Here is a 14,478-nt window from a genome sequence, read left to right as displayed (position 1 = left end):
TCAACGTGGTCGACCATGTCAGTGAATTCCAAGCTCTTTTCCGATGAAGTCGAATACCTCTTCATCGGAGGAAGATTCGAGATCATCGGCGACGGTCGCCCCACGGCTTCCGGCGGTGGTCTCTTTCCAGCGGGCGACGACGGCCTCCAGCCGGGCCGTGATCCGGGACGCGTCGTCGTCCTCGCCGACGGCCGCGGTGAGCATGGTTTCGAGCTTGTCGAGTTCGGCCAGCACCGGCCGGGACGGCGACACCTCCTCCGGCACCAGCACGGTGCGCAGGTGGCCGGCGACCGCCGTGGGCGTGGTGTAGTCGAACAGCAGGGTGGCCGACAGCCGCAGCCCGGTGGCCGCGCCGAGCCGGTCCCGCAGCTCCACGGCGGTCAGCGAGTCCGCGCCCAGTTCGCTGAAGGCCCGGTCGGCCGCGACGTCCTCGGCGGACGGGTAGCTGAGCACCCCGGCCGCCTCGGTCCGGACCAGGTCCACCAGCAGCAGTTCCTGTTCCGCCCGGGACAGCGCCAGCAGTTGCTCGGTCAGCGCGCTGCCGCCGCCCTCGGCCGACTCGTCCGGCGCGTCCCCGGCGCCGGTGAGCGCCCGCGCCACCTCGGGCAGGGACTCGATCAGCGGGCTGGGCCGCCGCAGCGTGAAGGTCGGGGCGAACGCGGCCCAGTCCACGTCGGCGACGGTGAGCAGCGCCTCGCCGCCGTCCAGGGCCTGGCTCAGGGCCCGGATGCCGAGTTCCGGGTCCAGCAGCCGCAGGCCGCGGCGGACCATCTGGGCCTTGCCCTCGCGGTCGCTCATGCCGCCGCCGTCCCACGGGCCCCAGGCGATCGAGGTGGCCGCGAGTCCGCGCGAGCGGCGGTTCTCGGCGAGCGCGTCGAGGAAGGCGTTGACCGCCGCGTAGCCCGGCTGCAGACCGCTGCCCCAGGTCGCCGAGATCGACGAGAAGAGCACGAAGGCCTCCAGGTCGAGGCCCTGGGTCAGCTCGTCCAGGTGCGTCGTGCCGGCGGTCTTCACCGCCGCCATCTCGGCCAGTTCGGCCAGGGTGGTGTCCTGTAGCGCGGTGGCCTGTCCGGCTCCGGCGGCGTGCAGCACCGCGCTCAGCGGCGGACCGCCGGCGGCGGTCCAGGCCAGCAGCCCGGCCACCTCGGCGCGCTGGGCGATGTCGGCGGCGACCACGCTGACCGGGGTACCGGCGGCGGCCAGTTCCGCGGCGAGCCCGGCCGCGCCCGGCGCGGCCGCGCCGGACCTGCTGGTCAGCAGCAGCCGGGGGGCGCCGCGACCGGCCAGCCAGCGGGCGCTGTGCCCGCCGATCGAGCCGGTGCCGCCGGTGATCAGCACGGTTCCGCGCGGTGTCCAGGTCTGCCGCTGCTCCGGCTGCGGGGCCCGGACCAGCCGTCGGCCGCGGATGCCCTCCGGCCGGATCGCCGCCTGGTCCTCGCCGCAGCCCGCCAGCAGCGCGCACAGCCGGTCGGCGGCCCGGTCGTCCAGTTCCGTCGGGAGGTCGATCAGACCGCCCCAGCGCTCCGGGTGCTCCAGGCCCACGACCCGGCCCAGGCCCCAGGCCTGGGCCTGGGCGGGACGGGCCAGCGGCTCGCCGGGAGCGGCGGCCACGGCCTCGGCGGTGAGCACCCACAGGGGCGCCGGTACCTGCGCGTCGCCCAGTGCCTGGATCAGGTTGAGCGTCTCGGCGAGCCCCCCGGCCACCATCGGCCAGTCCGGCAGCGGCGCCTCGTCCAGGGCCAGCAGCGAGACCACCCCGGCCAGCAACGAGGTTTCGGCGAGGCCGAGTTCGGCGGCCAGGGCCTCCCGGGTCAGCTCGCCCGGGGTGATCCGGGTGACCACCACCCGGGCGCCGTGGCCGGTCAGCGCCTGGGCGCAGCGGTCGGCCGTCGCGGCTCCGGCCGGACCGGTGACCAGCAGCCAGGTCCCGCTGAGCGCGACCGGCTCGGGGTCGGCGACCGGGGCCCAGCTGACCCGGTACCGCCAGTGGTCGGTGGCCGAGCGCTCCCGCTCGCGCTGCCGCCAGGAGGCGAGCACCGGCAGCAGTTCGCCCAGCCGCTGGTCGTCGACGGCGAGCGTGGCGGACAGCGCCGACTGGTCGCCGGACTCCACCGCGGCCCAGAACCGGGCCTCGGCCGCGCCGCCGGTGAGGGCGTCATCGGTGCCGGTGATCGCGCCGAGCCGGAGCTTGTGCGGGCCGAGCGGCCAGAACCGCTGCTGTCCGAAGGCGTAGGTGGGCAGTTCGATCCGCTGCCCGGCGGGCAGCACGGCCGTCCAGTCCACGTCGACGCCGCGCACGTGGGCGCGGGCGAGGGCGGTCAGTACCGAGTCGGCGGCGGCGGTACGGGCCCGCAACAGCGGGACGAACTCGCCATCCGTGTCGAGCGCGGCGGACCCGAGCGCCGACAGGGTCCCATCCGGGCCGACCTCCAGGAACACCGTCACCCCCTGGGCAGCCAACGCGGCCACCGCGTCCGCGAAACGGACCGGCTGCCGAGCCTGCGCCGCCCAATACCCCGCCTCCGCAACCACAACCGGCTCACCAGTCAACGCCCCCACCCACGACACCACCGGCACCCCATACGTCAACCCCGCAGCCAACTCACCCAACTCCGACAACACCGGATCCATCCGAGCCGAATGGAACGCATGACTGACCCGCAACCGACGCACCCGCCGACCCCGACCCCGCCAACTCTCCAACAACTCCTCCACAGCACCCTCATCACCCGACACCACCACCGACGACGGACCGTTCACCGCCGCCAACGACACCCCCACCCACCCCTCCAAACCCTCGGCCAACTCCGCCTCACTCGCCTCAACCGCACCCATCGCACCACCCTCAGGCAGCCCCTGCATCAACCGAGCCCGCGTCGCCACCAGACGGCAGGCATCCTCCAGCGACAACACCCCAGCCGCGTACGCCGCCGCCACCTCACCAACCGAGTGACCAGCAACCGCGTCCGGCACGATCCCGACCGCCGCCAACACCGCCACCAAACCCACCTCCACCGCGAACAACCCGGTCTGCGCGAACACCGTCCAATCCGCACGCGGATCGTCATCCGCCTCCCCCAACACCACCTCCCGCACCGGCAAACCCAGCTCAGCCTCCAACAACACACACACCCGATCGAAAACCGCCGCGAACACCGGCGACGCCGCGTACAACTCACGGCCCATCCCAGCCCGCTGCGCACCCTGACCAGCGAACAGGAAGCCGACCTTGGCCCGGCCCACCGGGACCGTGCCGGTGACCAGCGAGGGGGCCGACCCACCGGCCGCCAGCACGGCCAGTGCGGTGGTCAGTTCCTCGTGGTCGGTGCCGAGGACCACGGCCCGGTGCTCGAACGCGGACCGGGCGGTGGCCAGCGACCACGCCACGTCGGCGCTGTCGGCCGGTTCGCGGTCGGCCACGGACGCGGCCAGCCGCCCGGCCTGGGCCAGCAGTGCGTTCGGGGTCCGGCCGGACAGCAGCCAGGCCGTGGGGGCGCCGGTCAGGACCGGAAGCGCCGCCGGTGCGACCGGCTCGGCGGTGCGGCCGGGGGCGGGCGCCTCCTCGATGATGGTGTGCGCGTTGGTGCCGCTGATCCCGAACGCGGAGACCCCGGCCCGGCGCGGACGTCCGCTCACCGGCCAGTCGACCGGCTCGCTGAGCAGCCGCACCTCCCCGGCCGACCAGTCCACGTGCGGGGACGGTGTCTGCGCGTGCAGGCTGCGCGGCAGCCGCTGGTGCTGGAGCGCCAGCACCATCTTCATCACTCCGGCCACCCCGGCGGCGGCCTGGGTGTGGCCGATGTTGGACTTGACCGACCCGAGCCAGAGCGGTCGCCCGTCGGGCCGGTCCTGCCCGTACGTCGCCAGCAGCGCCTGGGCCTCGATCGGGTCGCCGAGCGGGGTGCCGGTGCCGTGCGCCTCGACCACGTCGACGTCGGCGGGCGACAGCCGGGCGTTGGCCAGCGCGGCCCGGATCACCCGCTGCTGCGAGGGACCGTTCGGCGCGGTCAGACCGTTCGACGCGCCGTCCTGGTTGACCGCGCTGCCGCGGATCACGGCCAGGATCCGGTGGCCGTGGCGCTCGGCGTCGGAGAGCCGTTCCAGCACCAGCATGCCCACGCCCTCGGCCATGCCCATGCCGTCCGCGTCCGCGCTGAACGCCTTGGACCGGCCGTCCGGGGCAAGCCCGCGCTGCCGGGAGAAGACCACCAGGTCCCAGGGGGTGGCCATGATGGTGACGCCACCGGCCAGCGCCAGCGTGCACTCGCCGGAGCGCAGCGCCTGGGCCGCCAGGTGCAGCGCGACCAGGGAGGACGAGCAGGCGGTGTCCATGGTGACGGCGGGGCCTTCGAGGCCGAGGGTGTAGGCCACCCGGCCGGAGATCACGCTGGTGGCGTTCCCGGCCATCAGGTGGCCTTCGAGCCCGGCCGCGCCGTCCGCGCCGGTCTGCTGCCCGACCGCGGCGTAGCCGGAGCTGTAGCCGCCGGCGAACACCCCGGTCTGCGAGCCGCGCAGCGACGCGGGCTCGATGCCCGCGCGTTCCAGCGCCTCCCAGGAGGTCTCCAGCAGCAGCCGCTGCTGCGGGTCCATCGCCAGCGCCTCACGCGGCGAGATCCCGAAGAAGCCCGGGTCGAACTCGGCCGCGTCGTGCACGAAGCCGCCGGCCCGCACGTAGGTGGTACCGCTGTGGCCGGGGTCGGCGTGGTAGAGCCGGTCCAGGTCCCAGCCGCGGTCGTCCGGGAAGCCGGAGATCGCGTCGGTGCCGGAGGCCAGCAGCTCCCACAGCTGCTCCGGGGTCCGGATGCCGCCCGGGAAGCGGCAGCCCATGCCGACGATCGCGATCGGCTCGCCGTCGGCCGCCGCCGTCACCGGTGCCGCCGGGGTGGCGGACGCGTCGCCCAGCAGTTCCGCGCGCAGGTGCGCGGCCAGCGCCGTCGAGGTCGGGTAGTCGAACAGCAGGCTGGCCGGGAGCCGCAGGCCGACCGCGGCGCTGAGCCGGTTCCGCAGTTCGACGGCGGTCAGCGAGTCGAAGCCCAGCTCGCTGAAGGCCCGCCCGGGCTCGACCGCCTCCGGCGAGGGGTACGCCAGTACCTCGGCGGCGACCGCCTGGACCAGGGCGGTGAGCTGCTGCTCCTGCCCGGTCCGGGTCAACCCGGCCAGTCGGCCGACCAGTTCGTTCTTGGTCAGCCGGGCGCCGTCCCGCTCGGCGGCGGCGGAGGCGGCCCCGATCCGCTGGACTTCGGGCAGGTCCCGCAGGAACGGTGCCCGCTGCATCTCGTTCTCGCCACCGGCGGACTCGATCAGCTCCCAGTCGATGTCCATCACCGTCAGCACGCTGTCCGAGCCGCCGAGCGCGTCGCCGAGGGCCTGGACCGCGAGCCTCGGGTCCATCAGCACCTCCCAGCGGTTCCGGCTGAGCCGGGCCACGGTGGCCTCGCTGGCCTGGGCGACGCCGCCGCCGGCCCACGGCCCCCAGGCCACCGACAGCGCGGTCAGGCCCCGGGCCCTGCGGTTCTCCGCCAGGGCGTCCAGGTAGGCGTTGGCGGCGGCGTAGTTGCCCTGGCCACCGGCCCCGAAGGTGGCCGAGGCCGAGGAGAACAGCACGAACGCGTCCAGCTCCAGGCCCGCCGTCAGCTCGTCCAGCAGCGCCGCGCTCCCGGCCTTGGCCGCCAGTACCGAGGCCAGCCGGGCCGGGTCGAGCCGGTCGACCACGCCGTTGTCGACCACCCCGGCGGTGTGCAGCACGCCGGTCAGCGCCGGTCCGGTGGCGGCGATCCGCGCCAGCAGCGCGGTCAGCTGGGAGCGGTCCGCGGCGTCCCCGGCGAGGACCTCCACGGTGGTTCCCCGGAGCGCGAGTTCGGCGGCCAGCGCGGCGCTTCCGGCGGCGCCCGGGCCGGAGCGGCTGAGCAGCAGCAGCCGGGGCGCGCCCCGGTCGGCCAGCCAGCGGGCGGTGTGGCCGCCGATCGCGCCGGTGCCGCCGGTGATCAGCAGGCTGCCGCGCGGGCTCCAGGCCCGGTCCGAGGTGGCGCGCGGGGCCCGCAGCAGCCGTCGGGCCCGGATTCCCTCGGGCCTGATCGCCACCTGGTCCTCGGCGCACCCGGCGAGCACGGCGGCCAGCCGGGCGGCGGCGGGCTCGTCCAGTTCGGCCGGGAGGTCGACCAGCCCGCCCCAGCGGTCGGGGTGTTCCAGCGCCGCGACCCGGCTCAGGCCCCAGGCCTGGGCCTGCGCCGGACCGGTCAGCGGGTCCTGCGTGCCGGTGGAGACCGCGCCGGAGGTGGCCACCCACAGCGGCGCCGCCGCTCCGGCGTCACCCAGCGCCTGTAGCAGCGCCAGCGTCCCGGCCAGGCCGCCGGGAACGGCGGGCCAGGCGGGCAGCGGGGTCTCGTCCAGCGCCAGCAGCGACAGCACCCCGGCCAGCGGCCGGGTGCCGACGGCCGCGCGGATCCGCTCGGCCAGCGCCTCCCGCCGCGGCTCGTCGGCGCCGACGGTGAGGCTGACCAGCTCGGCCCCGTGCCCGGTCAGCGCCCGGCCGACGGCCTCGGCGCGGGCCGCCTCGGCCGGGTCGGCGACCAGCAGCCAGCTGCCGGACAGTCGGGCCGGGGCGGGTTCGGCGACCGGGGTCCAGCAGACCCGGTAGCGCCAGTCGGCGAGCACCGCTGCGTCGTCGCGCCGCGCGGCGACCGGGCCCCGGGCCACCGGGGAGAGCCAGTACGGCTGCCGTTGGAAGGCGTAGGTGGGCAGTTCCAGCACCCGGCCGCCGGGCAGCACCCGGGTCCAGTCGACGGTCACCCCGCCCACGTGCGCCCGGGCCAGCGAGGCCAGGAACCGGGCCGCGCCGCTGTGCTCCCGCTCCACCGTCCCGGTGATCAGCGGCGCGCCGGAGACCGCGGCCTCCTCGACGGTCTCGGCGATCGCCGAGGTGAGCACCGGGTGCGGGGACACCTCGATGAAGGTCCGGCAGCCGGTCTCGGCCAGCGCCACAGTGGCGGCCCGGAAGTTCACCCGCTCCCGGACGTTCGCGTACCAGTACCCGGCGTCCAGCTCCGGCCCCTCGACCCGGAGCCCGGTCACCGAGGACACGAATGCCAGTCGGCCCGGCCGCGGGGATATCCCGGCCAGGTCGTGCAGCAGTCCCTCCCGCAGTTCCTCGACCCGGGCCGAATGGGCCACGAAATCGGTCTGCGGAATCTGCCAGCGCATGACCCTGCGCTTAGACAGTTCGCGCTCGAACTCCTGTAGGGCGTCCAGATCACCGGAGACCACGGTGGTCGCCGGGCCGTTCACGGCGGCGACCGAGAGCCGCGCCCGCCAGTGGTCGTTCCCGGCCAGCAGCTCCTCGACCGGGGCCACCGGCATCACCACCGAGAGCATCCCGGCCGACACCGCCAGGCCGGACAGCGCCCGGCTGCGCAGGGCGACCACCCGGGCGGCGTCCTCCAGGGTCAGGATCCCGGCCACGCAGGCCGCCGCGATCTCGCCCTGGCTGTGGCCGACGACGGCGTCCGGGACCACCCCGACCGCCTCCCACATCGCGGCCAGCGACACCATCACCGCCCACAGCAGCGGCTGCACCACGTCCGCGCGCTCGATCCCGGGCGCTCCCTCGCGACCGGCCAGCACGTCGTCCAGCGACCAGTCGACGTAGGGTGCCAGCGCCACGGCGCACTCGGCCAGCCGGGCCGCGAACACCGGCGACGAGACGGCCAACTCCCTTCCCATACCGGCCCACTGCGCGCCCTGGCCGGGGAACACGAAGGCGATCTTCCCGGCTCCGCCGGTGGCCGCGAGCCCGGTGGCCACCCCGGCCGCCCGGCGGTCGGCGGCCAGCGCCGACAGTCCGGCCAGCAGCTCCGCCCGGTCCGCGCCGACCACGGCCGCCCGGTACTCCAGCACCGACCGGGACACCGCCAGCGACCAGCCGACATCGGCCGGTTCCAGCTCCGGACCGGCGTCCAGGAAGGACTCCAGCCGCTGCGCCTGGGCGGTCAGCCCGGCGGCCGAGCGGGCCGACAGCAGCCAGACCGGCGGCGCGGGCGACAGCAGCGGCAGCGTTGCGGTGCCCGAGGCGTCCTCGGTGTCCGCGGCGACCGGCGCGGGCACCTCGGCCGGGGCCTCTTCGAGGATGACGTGGGCGTTGGTGCCGCTGATCCCGAACGCGGAGACGCCCGCCCGGCGCGGCCGGTCGCCCGGCGACCACGGACGCGCCTCGGTCAGCAGCTCAATGTCCCCGGCCGACCAGTCCACCTGCGCGGTCCGCTGCTCGGCGTGCAGCGTGGCGGGCAGCAGCCCGTGCTGCAACGCCAGCACCATCTTGATCAACCCGGCCGCGCCCGCCGCCTGCTGCGCGTGGCCGATGTTCGACTTGATCGACCCAAGCCACAACGGCCGCCCCAGCGGCCGGTCCTGACCGTACGTCGACAGCAGCGCCTGCGCCTCGATCGGGTCGCCCAGCGGGGTCCCGGTGCCGTGCGCCTCGACCGCGTCCACGTCGGCGGCCGACAGCCGGGCACTGGCCAGTGCCGCCCGGATCACCCGCTGCTGCGAGGGGCCGTTGGGGGCGGTCAGACCGTTCGAGGCACCGTCCTGGTTCACCGCGCTTCCGGCCACCAGCGCGAGCACCCGGTGCCCGTTGCGGCGGGCGTCGGACAGCCGCTCCAGCACGACCATGCCCGCGCCCTCGGCGACGCCCATGCCGTCGGCACCGGCGCCGAAGGCCTTGCAGCGGCCGTCCGGGGCCAGCCCCAGCTGGCGGCTGAAGTCGGTGAACATGACCGGGCTCGCGGTCACGAAGGCGGCCCCGGCCAGCGCCAGCGCGCACTCCCCGGAGCGCAGCGCCTGCGCGGCCAGGTGCAGCGCGACCAGGCCGGAGGAGCAGGCGGTGTCGACGGTGAGGGCCGGTCCCTCCAGGCCGAGGGTGTACGACACCCGGCCGGACAGCACGCTGGTCGCGGTGCCGGTCACCAGGCCGCCGTCGAGCGCGCCCTCGGGCTGGTCGGCGCCGTAGCGGGAGAAGGTGCCGCCCGCGAACACCCCGGTCCGGCTGCCGCGCAGCGAGGCCGGGTCGATCGAGGCCCGCTCCAGCGCCTCCCAGGAGGTCTCCAGCAGCAGCCGCTGCTGCGGGTCCATGGTCAGTGCCTCGCGCGGGCTGATCCCGAAGAAGCCCGGGTCGAACTCGTCCGCGGCGTGCAGGAATCCGCCGGACTGGATGTGCGAGGTGCCCTGCCGGTCCGGGTCCGGGTCGAACAGGTCCTCGGTGTGCCAGCCCCGGTTGCGCGGGAACTCGCCGATCACGTCGGTCCCGGCGGCCAGCAGCCGCCACAGCCCCTCGGGGGTGTCCACGCCGCCGGGGAAGCGGCAGCCGATGCCGACGATGGCGATCGGCTCGCCGGGCGCGGCGGCCCGGTCATCGTGCGCGACCTCCCCGTCCGGCTGGGCGCCGGTCAGTTGCGCGCGCAGGAAGGCGGCGGCGGCGGTCGGGGTCGGGTAGTCGAACACCAGCGTCGCGGGCAGCCGCAGGCCGGTCGCGGCGGCGAGCCGGTCCCGCAGTTCGACAGCGGTCAGCGAGTCGAAGCCGAGGTCGCTGAAGGCCCAGTCCGCCTGGACGTCCTCGGCCGACGCGTGGCCGAGGACGGCGGCCACCCGGGAGCGGGTCAGGTCGAGCAGCAGCCGGGTCTGCTCGACCGCGGTCAGCGCGGCCAACTGCCGTCCCAGCGCCGTCCCGGCGGCCGGGGCGGGCGCGGCGGCGTCGGTCTCGGCCAGCGAACGGGAGACCTCGGGCAGGTCCGCGATCAGCGGGCTGGGCCGACGCAGCGCGAAGGTCGCCGCGAACCGGGCCCAGTCCACGTCGGCGACGGTCACCACGGCGTCCGGCTGGTCGAGCGCCTGGCCCAGCGCGCGCATGCCCTGCGCCGGGTCGAGCAGCCGCAGGCCGCGCCGCCGCATCTGGGTGGCGTCGTCACCGTCGGTCAGCCCCTCGGCCGCCCACGGGCCCCAGGCCACCGAGGTCGCCGTCAGGCCCCGCGCCCGGCGGCGCCGCGCCAGCGCGTCCAGCAGCGCGTTCGCCGCCGCCGAGGCGGGCTGTCGGCCGCTGCCCCAGGTCGCGGCGATCGAGGAGAACAGTACGAACGCGTCCAGCTCCAGGTCCTCGGTGAGCTGGTCCAGCCGGACCGCGCCGTCGGCCTTCTCGGCCAGCGCCTCGGCCAGGTCGGCGACGGTGGTGTCGGCCACCGGGCCGGACTGCTCCGTGCCCGCCGCGTGGAACACCGCGCGCAGGTCCGGGCCGATCCGGCTGAGCAGCCCGGCGGCCTGCTCCCGCCGGGCGAGGTCGGCGCGCAGGACGCCGACGGTGGCACCGGCCTCGGCCAGCTCCGCCGCCAGCCGGGCCGCGCCGGGCGCGTCCGGTCCGGACCGACCGGCCAGCACCAGGTTCGGTGCGCCGCGTCCGGCCAGCCAGCGGGCCGCGGCCTCGCCGATGCCGCCGGTGTCGCCGGTGACCAGCGCGGTGCCCCGGGGCGTCCACGGCTCGCCGCTGTCGCGGACCAGCGGGGCCCGCTCCAGGCGGCGGCCGAGGATTCCGGCACCGCGGATCGCGACCTGGTCCTCACCGCATCCGGCCAGCACCGCGGCCAGCCGCGCGGCGGCCGGGCCGTCCCACTCGTCCCGTGCGGCCCACTCGGCCCACTCGGCCGGGAGGTCGATCAGGCCGCCCCAGCGGTCCGGGTGCTCCAGCGCCACCACCCGGCCCAGGCCCCAGACCTGTGCCTGCGCCAGGCCGGACGGTGCCTCGTCCGGCCCGGCCGTCAGCGCCGCGCGGGTCAGCACCCACAGGGGGGCCTGGACCTCGGCCGCGCCCAGTGCCTGGACCAGCGCCAGCGTCCCGGCCAGCCCGGCCGGTACCGCCGGGGCCTGCGGCAGCGGGGTCTCGTCCAGCGCGAGCAGCGACAGCACCCCGGCCACCGGCGCGGCGCCCTCGGCCACCCGCTCGGCGATCCGGGCGGCCAGCGACTCCCGGTCGATCCGCGCGGCATCCACCTCGATCAGCAGCGGCTCGGCGCCGCGCGCGCCCAGCAGCGCGCGCAGCCCTTCCGTGGTCCGCTCCTCGGTACCGGCCGGGGCCAGCACCAGCCAGGTCCCGGACAGCCGGGCCGCCGGGCCCGGGTCGGCGACCGGTTCCCAGGCGATCCGGTAGCGCCAGTCGGCGGTCGCCGCCCGGTCGTGCTCGCGCTGCCGCCAGGACCGCAGCGCGGGCAGCACCTCGCTGAACGGACGGCTGCCGTCCACGGCCAGCGTGCCGGTCAGTGTCGCCAGGTCGCCCTCGGCGACCGCCGCCCAGAAGCGCTGCTCCGCCTCGCTGCCGCCGCTGTCGCCGGTCGCGGAGCCGGAAGGACCGGGCTGGGCCCAGAACTGCTGGTGCGCGAAGGCGTAGGTGGGCAGCGCCACCCGGCGTCCGGCCGGGAGCACCGCGGCCCAGTCCACCGCCGCGCCGCGCACGTGCGCCCGGGCGAAGGCGGTCAGCACCGACTCCGGGACGGCGGTCTTCGGCCGCAGCACCGGAACGAACTCGGCGTCGGCGGGCTCGTCGGCGGGTCCGGCCAGCGTGGCCCGGCCCAGCGCGGACAGGGTGCCGTCCGGGCCGATCTCGATGAACACGCTGACGCCCTGGGCCGCCATCGCGGTGACCGCGTCGGCGAACCGCACCGGCCGCCGCGCCTGCTCCACCCAGTAACCCGGACCCGGCTCGTTCACCAACTCACCCGTCAGCGCCCCGAACCAGGCCACCTCCGGCAACCCGTGCACCACCTCAGCCGCGACCGCACCCAGCTCGTCCAACACCGGATCCATCAACGCCGAGTGGAACGCGTGGCTCACCCGCAACCGACGCACCCGCCGACCACGCCCCCGCCACACCTCCAGCAACGCCTCGACCCGCTCCACCACACCCGAGACCACCACCGACGAAGGCCCGTTCAGCGCGGCCAGCTCGACGCCGTCCACACCCTCGATCGACTCGGCCAGCTCGGCCTCGGTGGCCGCGATCGCCGCCATCGCGCCGCCCTCGGGCAGCGCCTGCATCAGCCGGGCCCGCGCCGCCACCAGACGGCAGGCGTCCGCCAGGGTGAGCACCCCGGCCGCGTGCGCCGCCGCGACCTCACCGACCGAGTGACCCGCCACCGCGTCCGGCACGATCCCGGCCGCCGCCAACATGGCCACCAGGCCCACCTCGACCGCGAACAACCCGCTCTGGGCATAGGCGGTCTGGGTGGCCCGGACGTCGTCCGCGTCCCCGCCGAGCACCACCTCCCGCACCGGCAGCCCGAGTTCCGCCTCCAGCAGCGCACAGGCCCGGTCGAAAGCCTCGGCGAACACCGGCGAGGCCGCGTACAACTCCCGGCCCATCCCGGCCCGCTGCGCCCCCTGCCCGGCGAACAGGAAGCCGACCCGGCTGCCGCCGCCGGGCGGAACCACCCCGGACAGCACCCCGGGGGCCGGCTCACCGGCGGCCAACGCCGCCAGGCCTGAAGTCAGTTCGTCGAGCCCGGCGCCGAGGACCACCGCGCGGTGCTCGAAGGTCGCCCGGCTGGTCGCCAGCGACCAGCCGACGTCCGCCGGGTCGAGCCGTGGACCGGCGGCGAGGTGCGCCGCCAACCGTCCGGCCTGCGCGGGCAGTCCGGCGGCGGACCGGCCGGAGACCAGCCACGCGGCCGGGGCCCCGGTCAGCACCGGCAGCGCCGCGACCTCCGCGACCGGCGCGGCCGGATCACCGGCGTCCTCGGCCGGTTCGTCCGGCTCGGCCGCCGGGCCGGAATCGACCGGGTCCTCCTCCAGGATCACGTGCGCGTTGGTGCCGCTCATCCCGAACGAGGACACCCCGGCCCGGCGCGGCCGGTCGCCAGGGGTCCAGTCGACCGCCTCGGTCAGCAGCCGCACCCCGCCGGACCAGTCCACGTGCGGGGTGGGCCGGTCGACGTGCAGGGTGCGCGGCAGCACGCCGTGCCGCAGCGCCAGCACCATCTTGATCAGCCCGGCCACCCCGGCCGCGGCCTGGGTGTGGCCGATGTTGGACTTCACCGAACCGGTCCACAGCGGGCGCTCCGGGTCGCGGTCCTGCCCGTAGGCGGCCAGCAGCGCCTGCGCCTCGATCGGGTCGCCCAGTTCGGTGCCGGTGCCGTGCGCCTCGACCGCGTCGATGTCGTCCGGGGAGAGTCCGGCGCCCGCCAACGCGGCCTGGATCACCCGCTGTTGCGAGGGGCCGTTGGGGGCGGTCAGGCCGTTGGACGCGCCGTCCTGGTTCACCGCGCTGCCGCGCACCACGGCCAGTACCTCGTGGCCGTGCCGACGGGCGTCCGAGAGCCGCTCCAGCACCAGCATGCCGGCGCCCTCGGCCAGGCCCATGCCGTCGGCGGCGGCCGAGAACGGCTTGCACCGCCCGTCCGGCGCGAGCCCCAACTGGCGGCTGCCCCAAACGAACCAGGTGGGGCTGGCGAGCACGGTGACCGCTCCGGCCAGGGCCAGGCCGCACTCGCCGGAGCGCAGCGCCTGCACCGCGAGGTGCAGCGCGACCAGGGAGGACGAGCAGGCCGTGTCCACGGAGACGGCCGGGCCCTCCAGCCCGAAGCTGAAGGCCACCCGGCCGGAGATGACGCTGTTGGCGGTGCCGGTCAGCAGATGGCCCTCCAGGCTGCCGTCGCCGTCCTGGAGGGCACTGCCGTATCCGGAGAGGCTGGCCCCGGCGAAGACGCCGGTCGCCGAGCCGCGCAGCGAGCCGGGGTCGATCCCGGCCTGCTCCAGTGCCTCCCACGAGGTCTCCAGCAGCAGCCGCTGCTGCGGATCCATCGCCAGCGCCTCACGCGGCGAGATCCCGAAGAACCCGGGGTCGAACTCCCCCGCGTCGTGCAGGAATCCGCCCGAGCGGACGTGCGACGTGCCGGGGTGGGCCGGGTCCGGGTGGTACAGCCCGTCCAGGTCCCAGCCGCGCGTGCGCGGAAGCCCGGAGACCGCGTCGGTGCCCGCCGTCAGCAACTCCCAGAGCTGTTCCGGGTGCTGGACGCCCCCCGGGAACCGGCAGCCCATGCCGATGATCGCGACCGGTTCCTGGCTCTGTTCCTCCACCTCGCGCAGACGGCGGCGCGTCTGCTGGAGATTGGCGGTGACCAGCTTCAGGTAATTGCGGAGCTTTTCATCGTTAGACATTCAGTCGCCATTCCCTGATCGCTCTGCGAGCTTTCCCATGAATCGATGCAAAAAGGCTTTCCGGGAGGGCTTCCCGGTCTGGCGGGCGAAAACATCTCCGTATGAGAAAACAGAGACACGACCGAATGCGAATCACCTTGAGCAGGATGCTAACTGGGCCGCGCAGGGGCACGCAACCTTCACCCGGGTGGCAGCCGGGGCGGTTACCGCGCCGTTCAACTGCGGAATTACCCGGTTGAACAAAAGAGAACCTGGCCTGGTGAATGCGCACGCCGGACGACGGCGTTC

1 protein-coding gene is annotated in these 14,478 nt (G+C 75.6%); it reads right to left on the bottom strand.

All coding sequences use genetic code 11. The features are described 5' to 3' along the window. Window positions 1-18: 18 nt before the first annotated feature. Window positions 19-14,190, bottom strand: a complete 14,172-nt coding sequence (locus tag GXP74_RS41835; RefSeq protein WP_182452448.1) for a type I polyketide synthase — start codon at window positions 14,188-14,190, stop codon at window positions 19-21. Window positions 14,191-14,478: the final 288 nt, after the last annotated feature.

It is taken from the genome of Streptacidiphilus sp. P02-A3a, assembly GCF_014084105.1.
Classification (GTDB): domain Bacteria; phylum Actinomycetota; class Actinomycetes; order Streptomycetales; family Streptomycetaceae; genus Streptacidiphilus.
This window is presented reverse-complemented; position numbering and strand designations above follow the sequence as displayed.

Excerpts from the sequence above, each read along its gene's own strand:
- GXP74_RS41835 (WP_182452448.1), bottom strand. The coding sequence starts at position 14,190 with ATGTCTAACGATGAAAAGCTCCGCAATTACCTGAAGCTGGTCACCGCC.